The following is a 17116-nucleotide window of genomic DNA, read 5'->3' as shown; positions in this document are numbered from 1 at the left end:
GGAGCGCGACCACGGCGATGCGTGCGTCATCCCACCTCACCCCCGAAGAACGCGCGGTCCTCGGCAAGGAGGCGCGTCGCCGCTCTCCACGGTCGAGTCACGCCGTGTACAGGCCGTCTCCTGACCGGCTGGACCCGCTGGCGATCCTGGAGGACCAGTCGGCGCCACGGGTTCCTGAACTCGTCCCGATCCGCTACGGCCGCATGATGGAGTCGCCGTTCCGCTTCCACCGGGGCGCCGCCGCGATCAGGGAGTCCGACCTTGCCGACAGCCCGCGCGCGGGACTCACGGCCCAACTGTGCGGGGATGCCCACCTCCTGAACTTCCGTCTTCTCGCCTCATCGGAACGGAAGTTGATCTTTGACTCCACAAGCGCGGTCGGAAGAAGCCGGCCCGCGCGATGAGGAAAGCCCGTACCCGTGACAGCGTCTCTAGAATTCTGTGTTTGCCTGAGTGTTCCGGGCTTTTCGGGCACGGCGTGGCCGTGTGCGGTCGCCTTGGTGGGGTCCGAACCTCGGGGTGAGGGGGTGGTGGGTGGACCTGGGTGGCATGCACGTGGTGGTAGCCGGTCCGCTCGGCATTGCGCGTGCGGTGCCGACAGATTCTGTGTGAGAGCCGCCTTCGGCCGACCGGAAGGCGAGTTCTTTCCTTTGTCAGGGATGCCGCTGCGGAAGGTCCGCGGTGGGCGGTGCGTCTTCAACCTCTGTGATCACGCTTCCGGCGGACCGGTGACACCGGTGGGGACCTGCTCGACCCTGCCCTCAGCCGTACAGCTGTACAGCCGGCACCTGCGTGATGACGCACCGGCGACGCCGTCCTCACGCATTTGAAATAATGACCTCATTGCCCTTTCTGTCACGCAATGCGATGAACTCGACTGCCTAGGGTCCTGCCGGGAGGCCGAAATGCACTCCTCGATCATGTTGGCGGACCAGGCAGCGGTGCGGCGTGACTGCTGCAGCCGGAAGGCGACCGAGACCAGCCGTGCCGTCCCCGGGCGCTCGTGATGGCGAGGATCGAGGGACACGCCCACAGGAGGCAGCCGCATGCGCCCGACCTGCACGCGCGTCTGCGTGCCGAGCTCGGCCGGATCGATGAGCAGTTGCGGTCGCTGCTGGACGCCATGGACCGCATTCAGGGCCTGCTGGACGCCGTGGTGTCCATCAGCCGGGAGGTGGAGCTGCCCGCGGTGCTGAACCGTATCGTCACCACCGCCATGGACCTGGTGGGTGCCCGCTACGGGGCGCTGGGCGTGCTCGACGAGTCCGGGGACCATCTGGAACAGTTCATCGCCGTCGGCCTGTCCGAACAGGAACGCGCTGATCTGGCCGAGACCGGCTTCCCTCGCGGTAAAGGGGTCCTCGGGCACCTGATACGCCACCCGGAGCCCTTGCGCCTGGAGGGCATCCTGTCTCATCCGTCGTCCACCGGGTTCCCGCCCGGTCACCCGCGTATGCGTACCCTGCTCGGTGTCGCGATCAACGTCCGCGGCGAGATCTACGGTGATCTCTACCTCTCCGAGCGGCGTGACGGACAGCCTTTCGACACTCACGACGAGAACGTCGTCGTCGCCCTGGCCGGCGCCGCCGGGATCGCGATCGAGAACGTCCGTCTCTTCGAGCACGTACGGGTCGGAGCCGAGCAGTTCCAGCGGCTTCTCCTGCCGACACTTCCCGACCTGCGGCCATTCACCGCGGCCGCGATCTACCGTCCCGCGGCCGAGCCCAGTCAGCTCGGCGGTGACTGGTACGACGCCATCCCGCTACCCGGCAATGTCCTGGCGGTCGTCATCGGTGACGTGGTCGGGCACGATCTGCGGGCCGCGGCCTCCATGGCCTCCACCCGCAACATGCTGCGCGCTCTGTTGTTCGAACAGAGCAATGCACCCGGTGCAGTCCTCACCCAGCTCGACCGCACTCTGCAAGCCATGACAAGCAGCCCCATCACCACCACGACGCTGGCGCGCATCGAACCGGCCGGACCGGGCTGGCGCCTCCACTGGAGCACCGCCGGCCACGTCCCGCCCCTGCTCATCGTCCCTGGGCGTCGTGCGGAATCCCTGTTCGCCGAGCCGGGTGTGCCCCTCGGGGTCGACACCGAACAACCCCGCCCCGATCACTCCCGGTACCTGCCCCCCGACTCCACGGTCGTCTTCTTCACGGACGGACTGGTCGAACACCCTGCCCACTCCATCGAGGAGAGCCTCGACGAGCTCGCCAGCCTCGCCACCCTGTACGTCGCCCTGCCCCTGCCGGAATTCGTTCAGGCACTGGCCGATCACCACCCCAGCGACGGTCACGACGACATGGCCGTCCTCGCCCTGCGCACCCCGCCCGCCTGACATCGAGACTGCGCCCGACGTCCGGCTCGACAGTGCCGTGGAGGATCCTGGGGAAGCGGCGGATGATGGATCACGGAGGGATGTCGAAGCGGAGGCCGCCCCCATGACTGTCGCCCGGCAGGAACGGCTCCGGCGCGGCGCTGCGGCCGCCCTGGAGATATGCGTCGTGGCCGCCGTCTACTACGGCTCGGCCAAGCTGGGACTGCTGCAGCAACTGGTGCGCGGCCAGGTCACGCCTCTCTGGCCGCCGACCGGAATCGCCGTGGCCAGCCTGCTCCTCCGCGGCCCGCGGGTCTGGCCCGGGATCACGCTCGGTGCGCTCCTGGTCAACGCCACCCTCGGGCCGTCGCTGCCGGCCGTGCTCGCCATCGTGGCGGGCAACACGCTCGCGCCCGTCTGCTCGTACGCACTGCTCCGTCGTGCGGGATTCCGCATCGGACTGTCCCGTTTGAGTGATGTGCTCGCACTGATCTTTCTCGGCGCGATCACCGGGATGCTGGTCAGCGCGACGATCGGCAGCGGGACCCTGGCCCTCGCCGGAGTGGTGGGCGCCCACGGGTTCTGGCCGACATGGTCGGTCTGGTGGACCGGCGACGCGATGGGCGTCCTGGTGGTGACGCCGGTCCTGCTCGTTCTCCGCTCGGCACGCTGGCCGAGGGACGCTCCGCCGTCCCGCTGGGCGGAGGGCTTCCTGCTCCTCGTGGCCACAGCCTGCGTCGGACTCCTCGGGAGCGGCAGCACGCCCCTCATGTTCCTGGGCTTCCCACTGCTGATCTGGGCGGCCTTCCGCTTCCAGCTGGCCGGGGCCGCACCCTGCGCCCTGGCCGTGTCCACCTTCGCGATCGTCGCCGCCGCCCGGGGGTCCGGCCCGTTCGCCGGTCACGATCTGCTCACCAACATGATCACCCTGCAGGCTTTCAACGCTTCCTCCGCGCTGACCGCCCTGCTCGTCGCGGCGGCCGTCAGTGAACGCAACCAGGCCCAGGAGGAGATCTCGCGAGCCTGCGGGTATCTCGCCGGGATGGTGGACAAGATCTCCGCGGGCCGCTACCAGGCGACACTCCCCCTCCGCTACGCCGACGAGAACACGTCGGCAACGAGGACGAGCGGGAAGGGCTCGGCGGACGAACCAGAGGTCCGGCGTGATCAGCCGGGATAGGGAGCACATCACCCAGCAGCTACTGTCCCCACTCGACAAGAGCCACCCCTCGCCCGCGTCGTCGGGCCGACCGTGCGGGACCCCTGGCATGCTCTTCGCCCACCGGGGCTACGACCTCGACCGGGACAGAGTCATCTCCGAAGGCGGCTCGGAGCGTGGGCGTGGGACAGCTTCCCCCTACGGTCGGTCGCAGGTTCAGGTGGGAGGGTGGTGGGACGTGTTCCGTTCCGAGGAGGTAGTTCCCGCATGCGCCTGCTGCTCATACGCCATGGCCAGACCCCGTCCAATCTCAAGCATCTGCTGGACACGGCGGCGCCGGGCCCGGGACTGACGCCTTTGGGGCAGGACCAAGCGGCCGCACTGCCGCAGGCGTTGGCGGGGGAGACGATCGATGCCCTGTACGTGTCCACGCTGCTGCGCACCCAGCTGACGGCCGCCCCTCTGGCCGCCGCGACGGGGCTGGAGGTCCAGGTTCGGGACGGTATCCGGGAGCTGGTTGCCGGAGAGCTGGAGATGCGGGGCGACGACGAGGCTGCCGCCCTGTACCTCTCCACCGCGTTCGCCTGGTCCGCAGGCGACGTGGAACGCCGGATGCCCGGAGGCGAAAACGGCGTGGAGGCCCTGGGGCGCTTCGATTCCGTGGTTGCGGAGGCCGCCAGGTCCGGGGCGGAGACGGTGGCGATGGTCAGCCACGGTGCCGCGATCCGGATGTGGGTGGCCGCGCGGGCGGCCAACGTGGACGTGGCATACGCGTCGAGCCGCGCGCTGGGCAACACAGCCGTCGTCGTCCTGTCCGGCTCGCCCGACCGGGGCTGGCAGACGCTTGTGTGGGAAGGCCGGCCGCTCGGGCCCGAGGGAACCTCACCGCAGGACGGCGGCCCGGCAGGGGAGGCAGTCCCGACAGCCTGAATGAAGGGCCGGGCGGCGGGGTCGGGCCCAAGCACATGACGGGAACCGTCCGGATGGGAGCCGACAACGACGGCACCAGTGTCTGCGACCCGGACGCTCGCGTCTGGGACTTCACCAACCTCTACCTCGCCGGATGCGGTGTCGTCCCGACCGCCCTCGTCTGCAACTCCACGCTCACCGGCGTCGTCACCGCCGTCCGTCCGTGCGGCCCGCGCCGCGGTCGGAAACCTGACCAGCCACTGACGCAGGCGCCGTCTCAGAGCCCCGCTGCGTCCGCCGGACAGTCCCTGTCGTGATCGATGGCGGTTCTGCGGGCCGAGATCCGAGTCGCGTGAAGGCCGGGCCCCCAGCGCTTGCGCCGGGCCCGGCCTTGGCCGCGTCGTGTGGTGGGTGTCAGGTGTGCTCGGCGAGGTCAGTGGTCCGGTCGGGCCGTTGTGCGGGTGCCTGGCCCGGATTCCCGGTGGTGCGCTGCCGGAGTGGTTTGAGCCGGTAGGTGAGCAGGTACAGCACCGTCCCTGCCGCGGCCGCCACGAACATGCTCAGATCGCCCGCACCGGGAAACGCCACCGAGAACGGACCGGTGTAGAGGGTGGACTGCCAGAAGGGTACGGAGGCGGCGACGCCGCCCGCCCAGGCGACGAACCCCCCCCAGTCGAGGATTCTGGAGCGGTCGTAGAGTTCGGCGATCCGGCGCGGGTGGCTGCGTCCTCCCAGGTAGAAGTCGAGCAGCAGCACCGTCGCGAACGGGGCGATGAAGTATGCGGTCAGGTTGAGGAAGACCTTGAACTTGTCCTCGACTCCCGATGCACCCCACAGGCTGATGGCGAACCAGCTCGCCTACGCCCGCCTGGTCCGCACCACACTCGCTCAGCCGGGCCGCATCAGAGAGTCGGACCACGAACACCACCAGGTCCTCGACCTCATCCATCAAGGTGCGGTAGTGCGCTCCCAGTTTGCCGTTGTCGGCGCCGGTGATGATCAGCTCGTGGAACTCGTGGACGAGCTGACCGTAGCGTTCCGCGTCGCCGGCCTGTGCCGCCTCGTCGGCTTCGGTCATGACGGACTTCAGGCCGGTCCGTCTCGGGCACCCGGCCGCGCAGCGCGAGCAGGCGGGCAGCGGCGCCTTCGAGCAGTTCCTTCATCGGGTTCCTCCGTGGATACCCCTGCCTTCAGGCAGGGGAGGAAACGGACTCCTGCGGAGCAGGGCAAGGTGCGGTCATTCGCCCCCAGGGCGAAAGACCGTGCTCTGACCCGCGGGTTTGGACTTGTGCGGCGGTCACACTAGTTTGTGAGCGTGGCCACGACGTGTGTGAAGCGGGCGTTCAAGTACCGCTTCTATCCGACCGATGCGCAGGCGGCCGAGCTATCGCGCACGTTCGGCTGCGTGCGCAAGGTCTACAACCTTGCGCTTGCCGCCCGCACCGAAGCGTGGGCGCGCCAGGAGCGGGTCAACTACAACGCCACGTCGGCCATGTTGACCGCATGGAAGAAGACCGGGGAACTGGCGTTCCTCAACGACGTGTCCTCCGTGCCGCTCCAGCAGTGTCTGCGGCACTTGCAGACAGCGTTCAGTAACTTCTTCGCCAAGCGGGCCAGGTATCCGCGCTTCAAGTCGCGGAAGAAGTCGCGGAAATCTGCCGAGTACACCAGCAGCGGTTTCCGCTTCCGTGACGGTGGCCTGACTCTGGCGAAGATGAACGAACCGCTGGACATCGTGTGGTCGCGCCCGCTGCCCGAGGGGGTGTCCCCGTCCACGGTGACCGTGTCGCAGGACGGCGCGGGGCGCTGGTTCGTCTCCTTGCTGTGCGAGGACCCGGCCGTCAAGCCACTTGCCGCTGCTGATTCGGCCGTGGGAATCGACGTCGGTCTGGATCACCTGCTGACCCTGTCCACCGGGGAGAAGATCGCCAATCCCCGGCACGAACGCAAGGACCGTGCCGCCCTCGCCCAGGCTCAGCGCCGCATGGCGAAGAAGGAGCAGGGTAGTGCGAACCGGGCCAGGGCCCGGCGCAAGGTCGCCAAGATCTACGCGAGGATCACCGACCGTCGCCGAGACCACCTGCACAAACTGACCACTCGTCTCGTTCGTGACAACCAAACGATCGTGATCGAGGATCTGACCGTGCGCAACATGGTCAAGAACCGGAAACTTGCCCGCGCCATCTCGGATGCGGCGTGGTCGGAGGGGCCTTCCCCGTGATCGTGGACACCGGTTGTCATGCGGCGGTGGCCAGCGTAGTTGATCGCTGCTCGTAGGTGATCGGGCTGATCTGGCCGAGGCGGGAGTGCCGTCGGCGGGTGTTGTAGCGGGTCGCCCAGCGGAAGACCGCGAGGCGGGCCTCACGCGCCCCGTTCCACCGCTTCCGCCCCTGTAGCGTCTCGCGCTTCATGGTCGCGTTCAGACTCTCCGCGGCGGCGTTGTCCGCACTCGTGCCGACCGCGCCGCGCGATCTGGTCACGCCCAGCTCCGAGCAGACCTGGGCGAACTCCTTCGACACATATTGCGCCCCGTTGTCGCTGTGAAATATCGCCCCGCGCAGACCGTCCCCGCCGCGGGCCCTCGCTGCGGCCCTGAGCGCGTCGGTGACCAGCGAGGTCCGCATGTGGTCGGCGATCGACCAGCCCGCCAGGCGTTTCGAGCACAGGTCCAACACCGTTGCCAGATAAAGAAATTGGCCGTTGCCGATCGGGAGATAGGTTATGTCGCCCACGTACTTGGTGTTCGGCACCTGGGCAGCAAAGTCCCGCTGGAGCAGGTCCGGCACCGGTGTCGCCGACGGCTCGGGAATGGTGGTGCGGACCTTCTTGCGCAGGTGCAGCCCGACGATGTGGAACTTGCGCATGACGCGCTCGACCCGCTTGTGATTGACCGGCCTCCCGGCATCCTTCAGCTCGGCGGTGACGCGCGGAACCCCATAGGTGCCGTCCGATTCCTGATGGATCCGGTTGATGTGCTCGGCGAGCTCGGCATCCGCCCTCGCCCGGCCGGCCCGCGCCGATGCGCCAGCCAGCCACCGGTAGAAGCCGGACCGCGAGACCGCGAGTATCCGGCACAGCCGCTTGACGCCGAAGGCGTCACGGTGATCCTCGACGAACTGGAAGCGGCTGCTCACCAGCTGGTCTCGGCCGCAAAATACTTCGCGGCCCTCCGCAGGATCTCCCGCTCGAGCTCGAGTTCCTTCACCCGCGCCCGCAGCTGCCGGTTCTCCTTCTCCATCGCGGTGGCCTCCACCGCCCCGGGCCGGGCGGCCTGCCCGGCATCCCGCACCCACGTGCGCAGCGTCTCGTGGTTAACGCCCAGGTCCTTGGCCACCGACGCGTATGTCCCACCCGGGCTCGAGTGGTACAGCGCGACGGCATCGGCCCGGAACTCAGGCGAGTACTTCGACGTCCCCAACGGGAACTCCTGTCCTATGGATCATCACGATCCAATGATCAGGGTGTCCACGCTCAAGGGGAAACGCCCGGACTTCCGGAGCATGCTGGAGTACAAGGCCGCTTGGTACGGGCGGGAAGTGATCGCGGTCGACCGCTTCTTCCCCTCGTCCAAGTTGTGCTCCCACTGCGGCACCTTGCAGGGCACGATGCCGCTCGATGTCCGTACCTGGACGTGTGACTGCGGCACGACCCACGACCGGGACGTGAATGCAGCACGCAATCTTCTGGCCGCCGGGCTGGCGGTGACCGTCTGTGGAGCTGGTGTAAGACCTCAACGGAGTTCTCCGGGCGGGCAGTCGGCGACGAAGCAGAAAACCCCACGGCGCGAGCCGTAGGAATCCCCCTTCTTTTCAGGAGGGGGAGCATGTCAACTGGAAGAGTTCGGCGACCTCCCGGTGGGAGGCTCGCCGAGGACGGCAACGGCGCCGAACGCATGATGCGCGAACACGTCCGCCGCAGCCACCAGGCCCTCCTTTCCGGCTGGGACGCCGCAGAGGAAGCCTGACCGGGACCGTCCGCGCCGCACAGGAGCCGGCGACAGGACGCGGGCGGCGGCTGTTGCTGACACCACGGCGCGGTTCGTCGCCGGGGCCCGATCGAGCGCGGCTCCGGCGGTGTTGAGCGCGGAGGGCGGTGGTCGCCCCGGTGCCGCGTGAGGTGATGTCAGGCGGGATCGATCACCGTCACTGACACCTGTCCCTTCTGCGATGATGGGTAATCATGGCCTCGATGTCCGCGCAGAGCACGGCCGGTACCCCGCCCACGAGCGAGGACGTGGCACGCGCCGCGGGAGTCTCGCGGGCCACCGTCTCGTATGTCCTGAACAACACCCGGGGCGGACGCGTCAGTGAGGCGACCCGGGAGCGGGTGAGGGAAGCGGCCCGGCAGCTGGGTTACGTCCCGCACGCCGTGGCGCGGGCGCTGCGCGCGGGGCGGAGCGGGGTCGTCCTGCTCACCGCCCCCGCTGTGACCGCGGGGCCGTTGTTCGCCCAGTTCTTCGCCGAGCTGCAGTCGGCCCTCTCCGAACTCGGTTACACGGCCGTCCTCTACGGCCCGACGGGGCACCGGGGCGCGGAGGCCGCACGGCGATGGGCCGAGCTGCGGCCCGACGCGGTGCTGTCGCTGATGGACGACAGCCTGGATGAGTACGCTGTCGATGTGCTGCACCGGGCCGGGATCGGGGTCGTGGTCAGCGCCGGGCCGGCGCCTGTGGCCGGCGCGCACGCGCTGGTGGCGGACCAGGTGCAGGTCGGTGCGATGGCCGTGGAGCACCTGGTGGCGGTCGGACGCAGGAACATCGGTGTGATCGTGCCCGCCGACGTGTCGCTGCGCGGGTTCGCCGAGCCCAGGTTCTCCGGTGCTGAGACCGCCGCGCGAGCACACCCTCCCGTCACCGTCGTACGGCAGGAACTCTCTCTCGACGAGGGGGCGGCGGCCCAGTGGGCCGAGCTGGTCGTCGAGACGAGGGCCGACGGGTTGTTCGCCTACAACGACGAGTACGCGTCCGTCGCCGTGCGCGCCCTGCAGGACGCCGGGCTGCGTGTCCCGGAGGACGTCGCGGTGGTGGGTGCGGACGATCTGCTGATCGGCAGACTCCTCCGCCCGAAGCTGACGACCGTCCGCATGGACTTCACGCCCGCACGGGAGATCGCGGCGATGCTGGACCGCCTGATCGGCGCCCCCGACACGCCTGCGGAGACCCGCTCGTACCTCCGAACCGGTCTGGTGATCCGGGAATCCGCCTAGCCAGGGCGGTCGGCAGGGTGACGTGACAGCAGCGTCGCCGCACGCGGCGACCGCGTCGTGGCTGACGGAGACGTTGCTCCGGGTCGATCACTGGCTTCAACTTTTCAACACTTGAGTAGTCCGGAGTCGATGACGAACACAACTCGTGCCGTCAGACCTCTTCCGCTGATTACACGTGTCACCTACTGTCCTCCTCAACGCGCGCCCCCACCGCGTCCGCATTCATCGGCATCGCTCTTCAAGGGGCCTCACCATGACCCATTCACTTCCTGAAAACGCGACGGCGGCCGCCGTCGTCGGCGTCGACACCGAAGCCGCCGCACCCGCGCCTCCCCGGCGCCTCTCGCGGCTCTACGTCACGCTCCCGGCCGCCAACATCGCGCTCTACCTGTTGTGGCTCGGCGTGGGCGGATTCCTGCTGCCCATCCAGGTCGCCCAGATCACCGGCACGAACGACACATCCGCCCTGTCCACCGCCAGCACCACGGGGGCGGTTCTCGCGACGATCGGCAACCCGGTCTTCGGGCAACTTTCCGATCGCACGCGGTCCCGCTTCGGCCGCCGGGCGCCGTGGATCCTTCTCTGTGCGCTGCTCGGCGCACTGGCCCTGACCGCCCAGGCGCACGCGACGAGCATCGCGACGCTCGGCCTGAGCTGGGGTGTCGTGCAGTTCATCATGAACGGTTACCAAGCCGCCCTCACCGCCGCCATGCCCGATCGCGTCCCGGTCGCCCGGTACGGAACCTTCTCCGCGCTGGTCGGTCTGGGAGTGCCCCTCGGTACGATCGCCGCGGCACTGATCATCGGCGGGGTGCCCGGCACGAAGTTCGGCCTGGACGGTGTCATCGGCGGATTCGGCGGCCGGTTCGCCGGTGAGAACGGCTACTACCTGATAGCCGCCGTCATCGTCGTCGCGGCACTCGTGTTCGTCGTCCTGTCCCCGGACCGCGACGCCCGTGACCTGCCGCGCGAGCCGTTCTCACTGAGGGAGTTCCTCGGCGGCTTCTGGGTCAGCCCCCGCCGGCACCCGGACTTCGGCTGGGCCTTCGTCTCCCGACTCGGGGTCATGCTGGGCTACTTCATCGTCCTCACCTACAACCTGTACCTGCTCGCCGACTACATCAAGGTCCCACCCCAGGATCTGCTGCCGACCGTCGGCTTCCTGATGGTCGTCAACGCGCTGTGCACGGTCGCCGCCACCGTCCTGCTCGGACCCCTCGCCGACAGGGTGGGCAGGGTGAAGCCGTTCGTGTTCGCCTCCGGCATCGTCGCGGCACTGGCCCTGTCGCTCCCGATGCTGTGGCCCACACAGGGCGGCATGCTCACGTACAACATCGTCGGCGGCCTTGCGTTCGGCGCCTACATGGCCGTCGACATGGCCCTGATCACCAAGGTCCTGCCGCGCGCGGCCGATGTCGGCAAGGACATGGGCGTCATCAACATCGCCAACGCCGGACCACAGATCCTCGCCCCCACCCTCGCCGGCTGGATCGTCGCTGCCGGCGGCTACGAGGCCTTGTTCCCGGTCGCCGCGGCCGTCTCCCTCGTGGGCGCGCTGGGGGTACTACGCGTCCGGGGCGTTCGCTGAGCCGTCCGGCCCGCAGCGCCGCCCCTTCCGCGTCCGCGCGGTGACCACCGTCCCGGGGCGCCGGCCGCGTGTCCCGATCCGCACCGTGCGCCGAACAACCCCCGGACTCCGTCCCCTTCGCTCTGGAGCCACCCATGACCACCACCGCACCCGCGCCCCGTAACGACGGCCACCCCTATCAGGACCCGTCCCGCCCCGTCGACGAGCGTGTCGAGGACCTCCTGGCCCGCATGACCCTCGCCGAGAAGGCCGGACAGATCTTCCACACCATGCTCCCCCTCCATCCGGACGGACGCCCGGTCGAGCACGGCGACGAGGCGATGGTGCCCACGGACACCACCGGACTGATCCGGACACGTCTCATCAGCCACTTCAACGTCCTGGGCGCAGCGGGCGCCCGGCAGATGGCCGAATGGCACAACGCCCTTCAGGAGATCGCCGCCGGCACCCGCCTCGGCATACCGGTCACGCTCTCCACCGACCCGCGGCACGCCTTCACCGACAACCCGGGTGCGTCCTTCACCGCAGGACCGTTCTCCGCGTGGCCCGAGCCGCTGGGCCTGGCCGCGACCCGCGATCCCGAACTGGTGCATCAGTTCGCCGACACCGTCCGACGCGAGTACCTGGCCGTCGGCCTGCGCGTGGCACTCCACCCGCAGATCGACCTGGCCACCGAGCCGCGCTGGTCCCGCCAGACGGGCACCTTCGGCTCGGACGCCGCCCTGACCGCCGAACTGGTGCAGGCGTACGTCCACGGGCTGCAGGGGGAAGAGGTGGGCGGCCACTCCGTCAGCGCCATGGTCAAGCACTTCCCGGGCGGCGGCCCCCAGAAGGACGGTGAGGACCCGCACTTCCCGCACGGCAAGGAGCAGGTCTATCCCGGCGGAATGCGGGACCACCACCTCCTGCCCTTCCGCGCCGCCATCGCCGCGGGGTGCGCGCAGATCATGCCGTACTACGGCCAGCCGATCGGCACGGACTGGGAAGAGGTGGGCTTCGGCTTCAACCACGGTGTCGTCACCGGGCTGTTGCGCGAGCAGCTGGGTTTCACCGGCATCGTGTGCACCGACTGGGGGCTGCTGACCGACGCCCCGATCCTCGGCGAACTGCACCAGGCGCGCGCCTGGGGAGTGGAACACCTCGGTGTCGCCGAGAGGGCGGCGAAGGCCCTCGACGCCGGAGCCGACCAGTTCGGCGGTGAAGCCTGCCCGGAGGTGATCGTGGAACTGGTCCGCTCGGGCCGCGTCCGTGAGTCCCGCATTGACGCCTCGGTGCGGCGCCTGCTGCGCGACAAGTTCCGTCTGGGACTGTTCGACAGCCCCTTCGTCGATCCCGGGACGGCCGAGGAAACAGTCGGCAACAGTGAGTTCCGCGCGGCCGGCGAGGCCGCACAGCGCCGCTCCCTGACCGTACTGACCAACCACGAGCGGACACTCCCGGTCACCGGGACCCGGCCGAAGCTCTACGTCCGAGGAGTCTCGTCGGACGCGGCGGCCGCCTACGGCGAGGTGGTCGCCGACCCCGCCGCCGCCGAACTGGCGATCCTGCGGCTACGCACGCCGTACGAGCCGCGAGAAGGCAGGTTCGAGGCGTTCTTCCACTCCGGGCGACTCGACTTCCCCGAGGAGGAACTGAGCGACATCGTGCGCCTCTTGGAGTCCGTGCCGACCCTTGTCTGCATCAACTTGGAGCGGCCGGCCGTCATCCCGGAGATCGCCGAGAAGGCGTCCGCGCTGATCGCCGACTACGGCGCGAGTGACACCGCACTGCTGGACGTCGCCTTCGGCCGGGCCGCCGGCCAGGGGCGCCTGCCGTTCGAGCTGCCCCGCTCCATGGCCGCCGTCGCGGCCTCGCGCCCGGACGTACCCAATGACACCCCCGACCCCGTCTTCCCGCACGGACACGGACTGCCCCTCTGACTCCCGGAATCGTTCGGGACCCGCAGACACTCGGTGGCCGGCAACCGCGCCGGCCACCGCCTCCGACGTGAACAAAGGGACACGCCCACCATGCCCACCACCTCCCGCTCCCGCATCGTGCTCGCCACCGCCGCCGGACTCGCGAGCCTCACCGCGACGGCCTACACCCTGCCGCAGGCCACCGGGGCCGCCGTCGACGACGGGAAGAACCTGCGCAAGCTGAAGCACTACGTCGAGCAGGATGCCCCGCGCCCGTAAGCCGGGGCAGATCCCGACTCCTCCACCCCGACGCCGTACAAGACACCAGGAGCAACCGGTGACCGACCACCCCGCGGAGCAGCCCGTCGTCCGCACCGCCCACGGCCCCGTGCGCGGTGAGCGCCGTGAGAGCGGCGTCCGATTCCTCAGCATCCCCTACGCCCGACCCCCCGTCGGTGAACTCCGGTTCGCCGCGCCCGTTCCTCCCGAGCCGTGGGCCGGCGTCCTGGACGCCACCGCCTACGGACCGACCGCACAGCGCCGCCCCCTGGCAGAGGTCACCTTCATCCCTGAGCCGAGCATTCCGGGCGACGGGACGCTCAATCTCAACGTGTTCACCCCGGACCCCTCTTTGGACGCCGGGCTGCCGGTGATGGTGTGGATCCACGGGGGTGGCTTCCTCGCCGGTTCCCAGGCGAGTCCCTGGTACGACGGCGCCGCCTTCAACCGCGACGGGGTGGTCGTCGTCTCGATCGGCTACCGGCTCGGCTTCGACGGCTTCGGATGGATCTCCGACGCACCGCACAACCGCGCCGTCCGCGACTGGTTGCTGGCCCTCGAATGGGTGCGGGACAACATCCGGCGCTTCGGCGGGGACCCCGACCGGGTCACCATCGCCGGTCAGTCGGCGGGCGGCGCGGCCGTACTGACCTTGCTGGGAATGCCCCGGGCGCAGCACCTGTTCCAGCGCGTGCACTGCCTGTCCGGCCCGGTTTCGCAGCTGTCGACGGCCGGGGCGGAACGTGTCGGCCGAAAGGTGGCCGAACTGGGCGGCGTAGAGCCGACCCGATCCGGACTGTCCCAGCTGAGCGAGGAACAGATCCTCGATCTGCAGAAGCAGGTGTCATCCCTGTCAGCGGACACCGACACCGACACCGACACGGATACGGATACGGATACGGATACGGATACGGGCACGGGCGCGGAAGATGCTCTGGCCGGGCTCGCCAGCCTGATCAGCAAAAGCCTGCCCTTTGCTCCGATGGTCGATGGCGACTTGATCCCCCAGGCCCCCCTGGACGCCCTCGCCGCGGGTGTGGGCGCCGACAAGGAGCTCGTACTCGGCGCCACCGACCACGAGTTCACGATGGCGCTGCATCCCATGCGGGACCGACTCGCCACGGCGGCACCGGCCGGGATCCTCACCAGGTGCGGCGTGGACGAGGCCGTCGCCACCGCGTACGTCGCCGATCACCCGGACCTGGACACGGCAGACCTCGTCGGCCAGTACGTCACGGACCACGTCTTCCGTACCGCCGTGGCCCGGGTCGCCCGGGCTCGTGGCACCGCCCCCACCTGGCTGTACCGCTTCGCCTGGCGCTCGCCCGTCCTCGGCCTTGCCACGCACTGCCTCGACGTGCCGTTCCACTTCGACTGCGTCGACGCCGAAGGGGTCACCGCCGTAGCCGGTGCCGAGCCGCCCAAGACGCTTGCCACGGATGTCCACGGCGCGGCGGTCGCGTTCATCCGCGACGGCAGGCCGGGATGGACGCCCCACACCTGCGGCGCCCCCGTCACCCGGGTCTTCGACACCCGGTCTTCCGACACGGGCGACGGCTACGCCGACGTAAGTGCCCTGCTCACTGCCCCCGCGCCAAAGTCCGACGACGCCCGGCTGAAGTAAGTGCGCGCCTGGCTCACCGGGATCCTGGGCGGCGCGGCGGGTGACCGCCGGGCTCCGCGGTCACGGAGAGCAGGCGGAGGCCGGGTGGACACCGGCGCCGGACCAGCCGGACGCGCAGGTGAGCGGTCGGCGGGCAGCCGGGACAACGCCCGAGCGGGCGGCGGACGCGGACGGCACGACGACGCCGGTGGCGCCCTTGGGGCGCCGCATGGTGGTGATCGAGGCGGCAGTGGATGGACTGCCCCGCCGAGCTGCGCACCGCCGCCGAACGCGGAGTGCGAAGCTCTTCCCGGCTCACATCGGGGGCGTCGCCCATCTCAAGTCGCTGCTCGCCGTACTGCCCGGCGCGCGGATCGTGGCGACCGGCGCGGTCACCGTGGAGAACACGGCCGAGTGGCTCGGCGCCGACGCCTTCACCGCCAGCAAGGGTGGCGACATAAGGGGCAAAGCCAACGGGTTGCGCACGCTCCTCGACGGCTGGGCGGCGTCGAGGAGCGTGCCGGGTGCGAGGGGGCTTTCGCTGGGCGGGACCGTCCGAACGATCAACCCGGGGGACCGTTTGAACGATCAAAATGGGGGCGGGTTAGCATATGAGCGCCGCCTAGCTCGAAAGATAAACCTGTGACTGTCAAAGATGACTCGTTCACCAACTGGAAGAACCGCGAGGAGATCGCGGAGTCGATGATCCCGATCATCGGGAAGATGCACAGGGAGAGGGACGTCACCGTCCTGCTCCACAGCCGCTCCTTGGTGAACAAGTCGGTGGTGAGCATCCTCAAGACCCACCGCTTCGCCCGCCAGATCGCCGGCGAGGAACTGTCGGTCACCGAGACGATGCCGTTCCTGCAGGCGCTGGCCGCGCTCGACCTCGGCCCGTCGCAGATCGACATCGGCCTCCTCGCCGAGGCGCACCGGGCCGACGACCGGGGTCTCTCGGTCGAGGAGTTCACCGCCGAGGCCGTCTCCGGCGCCACGGGTGAGAACAAGATCGAGCGCCGCCAGGCGCGTGACGTCGTCCTCTACGGCTTCGGCCGCATCGGCCGCCTCGTCGCCCGCCTGCTCATCGAGAAGGCCGGCTCCGGCAACGGACTGCGGCTGCGCGCCATCGTCGTCCGCGGCGGTGGCGACCAGGACCTCGTGAAGCGTGCCTCGCTGCTGCGCCGCGACTCCATCCACGGCCAGTTCAACGGCACGATCACGGTCGACGAGGCGAACAGCACGATCGTCGCCAACGGCAACGAGATCAAGGTCATCTACGCCAACGACCCGTCCGAGGTCGACTACACGGCGTACGGCATCAACGACGCCATCCTGATCGACAACACCGGCAAGTGGCGTGACCGCGAGGGTCTGTCGAAGCACCTCCGTCCCGGCATCGAGAAGGTCGTCCTGACCGCTCCGGGCAAGGGCGACGTCCCGAACATCGTGCACGGCGTCAACCACGACATGATCAAGCCGGACGAGCAGATCCTGTCCTGCGCGTCCTGCACCACCAACGCGATCGTCCCGCCGCTGAAGGCGATGGACGACGAGTACGGTGTACTGCGCGGCCACGTGGAGACCGTCCACTCGTTCACCAACGACCAGAACCTGCTGGACAATTACCACAAGGCCGACCGTCGCGGCCGTTCCGCACCGCTCAACATGGTCATCACCGAGACCGGCGCCGCCTCCGCCGTCGCCAAGGCGCTGCCCGACCTCAAGGCGCCGATCACCGGCAGCTCGATCCGCGTGCCCGTGCCGGACGTCTCGATCGCGATCCTCAGCCTGCGCCTCGGCCGCGAGACCACCCGCGAGGAAGTCCTCGACTACCTCCGCGACGTCTCGCTGAACTCGCCGCTCAAGCGCCAGATCGACTTCACCACCGCCCCCGACGCGGTCTCCATGGACTTCGTCGGCTCGCGCCACGCCTCCATCGTGGACGCCGGTGCGACCAAGGTCGACGGCGACAACGCGATCCTCTACCTCTGGTACGACAACGAGTTCGGCTACTCGTGCCAGGTCATCCGCGTCGTCCAGCACGTCTCCGGGGTGGAGTACCCGACCTACCCGGTCCCGACCGCGTAAGCCTTGACAGCCCGAGGGGGCCCGGCCGTTTTGACGGCCGGGCCCCCTCGGGCTGTTGTCGCAGCGG

At 69.3% G+C, this 17116-nt stretch carries 16 protein-coding genes and 2 pseudogenes; 15 read left to right on the top strand and 3 right to left on the bottom strand.

Translation table 11 applies throughout. From position 1 onward, the window contains the following. Positions 1 to 17: 17 nt before the first annotated feature. The 5 genes and pseudogenes from OG758_RS08070 to OG758_RS08050 all read left to right on the top strand — a co-directional run. A pseudogene (locus OG758_RS08070) lies at positions 18 to 365 on the top strand (DUF2252 family protein); the annotation flags it as partial. Between the two features lie 641 nt (positions 366 to 1006). Next, entirely contained in the window at positions 1007 to 2341 is a 1335-nt protein-coding gene (locus OG758_RS08065; RefSeq protein ID WP_326709338.1) for a PP2C family protein-serine/threonine phosphatase, read from the top strand. A gap of 103 nt (positions 2342 to 2444) precedes the next feature. After that, positions 2445 to 3500 (top strand): MASE1 domain-containing protein, encoded by a 1056-nt coding sequence (locus tag OG758_RS08060; protein WP_326709337.1) that lies wholly within the window; start codon positions 2445 to 2447, stop codon positions 3498 to 3500. Positions 3501 to 3746: 246 nt separating this feature from the next. Beyond that, positions 3747 to 4409, top strand: coding sequence for a histidine phosphatase family protein (locus tag OG758_RS08055; RefSeq protein ID WP_326709336.1), 663 nt, complete (start codon positions 3747 to 3749; stop codon positions 4407 to 4409). A gap of 35 nt (positions 4410 to 4444) precedes the next feature. Next, positions 4445 to 4705, top strand: coding sequence for a GMC oxidoreductase (locus OG758_RS08050; RefSeq protein ID WP_382061888.1), 261 nt, complete (start codon positions 4445 to 4447; stop codon positions 4703 to 4705). A 97-nt stretch (positions 4706 to 4802) separates the two neighbouring features. Here OG758_RS08050 and OG758_RS08045 read toward each other — a convergent pair whose 3' ends face one another. Beyond that, positions 4803 to 5144, bottom strand: a complete 342-nt coding sequence (locus OG758_RS08045; RefSeq protein ID WP_326709335.1) for a hypothetical protein — start codon at positions 5142 to 5144, stop codon at positions 4803 to 4805. A 559-nt stretch (positions 5145 to 5703) separates the two neighbouring features. Here OG758_RS08045 and OG758_RS08040 point away from each other — a divergent pair. Beyond that, positions 5704 to 6594 (top strand): annotated as a pseudogene (locus OG758_RS08040) (RNA-guided endonuclease InsQ/TnpB family protein); the annotation flags it as partial. A gap of 31 nt (positions 6595 to 6625) precedes the next feature. Here OG758_RS08040 and OG758_RS08035 read toward each other — a convergent pair. Beyond that, positions 6626 to 7806, bottom strand: a protein-coding gene (locus OG758_RS08035; protein ID WP_326709334.1) for an IS3 family transposase whose coding sequence is annotated in 2 segments (ribosomal slippage) — positions 6626 to 7539 and positions 7539 to 7806 — 1182 coding nt in all. Because the reading frame shifts where the segments join, the coding sequence is not laid out codon by codon here. A gap of 43 nt (positions 7807 to 7849) precedes the next feature. Between OG758_RS08035 and OG758_RS08030 the strand changes: the two genes are divergently transcribed. From OG758_RS08030 to OG758_RS08000, 7 genes are all read left to right on the top strand, one after another. Continuing rightward, positions 7850 to 8182 carry an RNA-guided endonuclease InsQ/TnpB family protein gene (locus tag OG758_RS08030; protein WP_326709333.1) on the top strand — a complete coding sequence of 111 codons (333 nt, stop codon included), beginning with the start codon at positions 7850 to 7852 and terminating at the stop codon, positions 8180 to 8182. 29 nt (positions 8183 to 8211) lie between these two features. Continuing rightward, positions 8212 to 8352 carry a hypothetical protein gene (locus OG758_RS08025; protein ID WP_326709332.1) on the top strand — a complete coding sequence of 47 codons (141 nt, stop codon included), beginning with the start codon at positions 8212 to 8214 and terminating at the stop codon, positions 8350 to 8352. 215 nt (positions 8353 to 8567) lie between these two features. Further along, positions 8568 to 9593 (top strand): LacI family DNA-binding transcriptional regulator, encoded by a 1026-nt coding sequence (locus OG758_RS08020; RefSeq protein WP_382060510.1) that lies wholly within the window; start codon positions 8568 to 8570, stop codon positions 9591 to 9593. Between the two features lie 253 nt (positions 9594 to 9846). Next, entirely contained in the window at positions 9847 to 11181 is a 1335-nt protein-coding gene (locus OG758_RS08015) for an MFS transporter (protein ID WP_326709330.1), read from the top strand. A 134-nt stretch (positions 11182 to 11315) separates the two neighbouring features. After that, entirely contained in the window at positions 11316 to 13100 is a 1785-nt protein-coding gene (locus tag OG758_RS08010; protein ID WP_326709329.1) for a glycoside hydrolase family 3 protein, read from the top strand. A gap of 90 nt (positions 13101 to 13190) precedes the next feature. Continuing rightward, complete coding sequence (locus OG758_RS08005) at positions 13191 to 13358, top strand: hypothetical protein (RefSeq protein ID WP_326709328.1); 168 nt, start codon at positions 13191 to 13193, stop codon at positions 13356 to 13358. A 58-nt stretch (positions 13359 to 13416) separates the two neighbouring features. Then, a complete protein-coding gene (locus tag OG758_RS08000) occupies positions 13417 to 14982 on the top strand; it encodes a carboxylesterase/lipase family protein (RefSeq protein WP_326709327.1) in 1566 nt (521 codons plus the stop codon). A gap of 60 nt (positions 14983 to 15042) precedes the next feature. Here the strand turns inward: OG758_RS08000 and OG758_RS07995 are convergent, their stop codons facing one another. Next, positions 15043 to 15192 carry a hypothetical protein gene (locus OG758_RS07995; RefSeq protein WP_326709326.1) on the bottom strand — a complete coding sequence of 50 codons (150 nt, stop codon included), beginning with the start codon at positions 15190 to 15192 and terminating at the stop codon, positions 15043 to 15045. Between OG758_RS07995 and OG758_RS07990 the strand changes: the two genes are divergently transcribed. Further along, positions 15191 to 15607: a hypothetical protein gene (locus tag OG758_RS07990; protein ID WP_326709325.1), complete on the top strand. Its 417-nt coding sequence runs from the start codon at positions 15191 to 15193 to the stop codon at positions 15605 to 15607. The two genes, OG758_RS07995 and OG758_RS07990, sit on opposite strands and share 2 nt — an antisense overlap. Further along, complete coding sequence (locus OG758_RS07985; protein ID WP_326709324.1) at positions 15604 to 17049, top strand: glyceraldehyde-3-phosphate dehydrogenase; 1446 nt, start codon at positions 15604 to 15606, stop codon at positions 17047 to 17049. Before OG758_RS07990 ends, OG758_RS07985 begins: the two co-directional genes overlap by 4 nt. The last annotated feature ends 67 nt before the right edge of the window (positions 17050 to 17116 follow it).

This window comes from Streptomyces sp. NBC_01474 (assembly GCF_035918215.1).
Taxonomy (GTDB): domain Bacteria; phylum Actinomycetota; class Actinomycetes; order Streptomycetales; family Streptomycetaceae; genus Streptomyces; species Streptomyces aureus.
This window is presented reverse-complemented; position numbering and strand designations above follow the sequence as displayed.

Bases quoted from the DNA above. Each gene is read 5' to 3' on its own strand.
- OG758_RS08005 (WP_326709328.1), top strand. From the start codon at position 13,191: ATGCCCACCACCTCCCGCTCCCGCATCGTGCTCGCCACCGCCGCCGGA.
- OG758_RS07995 (WP_326709326.1), bottom strand. From the start codon at position 15,192: ATGCGGCGCCCCAAGGGCGCCACCGGCGTCGTCGTGCCGTCCGCGTCC.
- OG758_RS08025 (WP_326709332.1), top strand. From the start codon at position 8,212: ATGTCAACTGGAAGAGTTCGGCGACCTCCCGGTGGGAGGCTCGCCGAG.
- OG758_RS08065 (WP_326709338.1), top strand. From the start codon at position 1,007: ATGGCGAGGATCGAGGGACACGCCCACAGGAGGCAGCCGCATGCGCCC.
- OG758_RS08060 (WP_326709337.1), top strand. From the start codon at position 2,445: ATGACTGTCGCCCGGCAGGAACGGCTCCGGCGCGGCGCTGCGGCCGCC.
- OG758_RS08055 (WP_326709336.1), top strand. From the start codon at position 3,747: ATGCGCCTGCTGCTCATACGCCATGGCCAGACCCCGTCCAATCTCAAG.
- OG758_RS08050 (WP_382061888.1), top strand. From the start codon at position 4,445: ATGACGGGAACCGTCCGGATGGGAGCCGACAACGACGGCACCAGTGTC.
- OG758_RS08020 (WP_382060510.1), top strand. From the start codon at position 8,568: ATGGCCTCGATGTCCGCGCAGAGCACGGCCGGTACCCCGCCCACGAGC.
- OG758_RS08015 (WP_326709330.1), top strand. From the start codon at position 9,847: ATGACCCATTCACTTCCTGAAAACGCGACGGCGGCCGCCGTCGTCGGC.
- OG758_RS08010 (WP_326709329.1), top strand. From the start codon at position 11,316: ATGACCACCACCGCACCCGCGCCCCGTAACGACGGCCACCCCTATCAG.
- OG758_RS07990 (WP_326709325.1), top strand. From the start codon at position 15,191: ATGGTGGTGATCGAGGCGGCAGTGGATGGACTGCCCCGCCGAGCTGCG.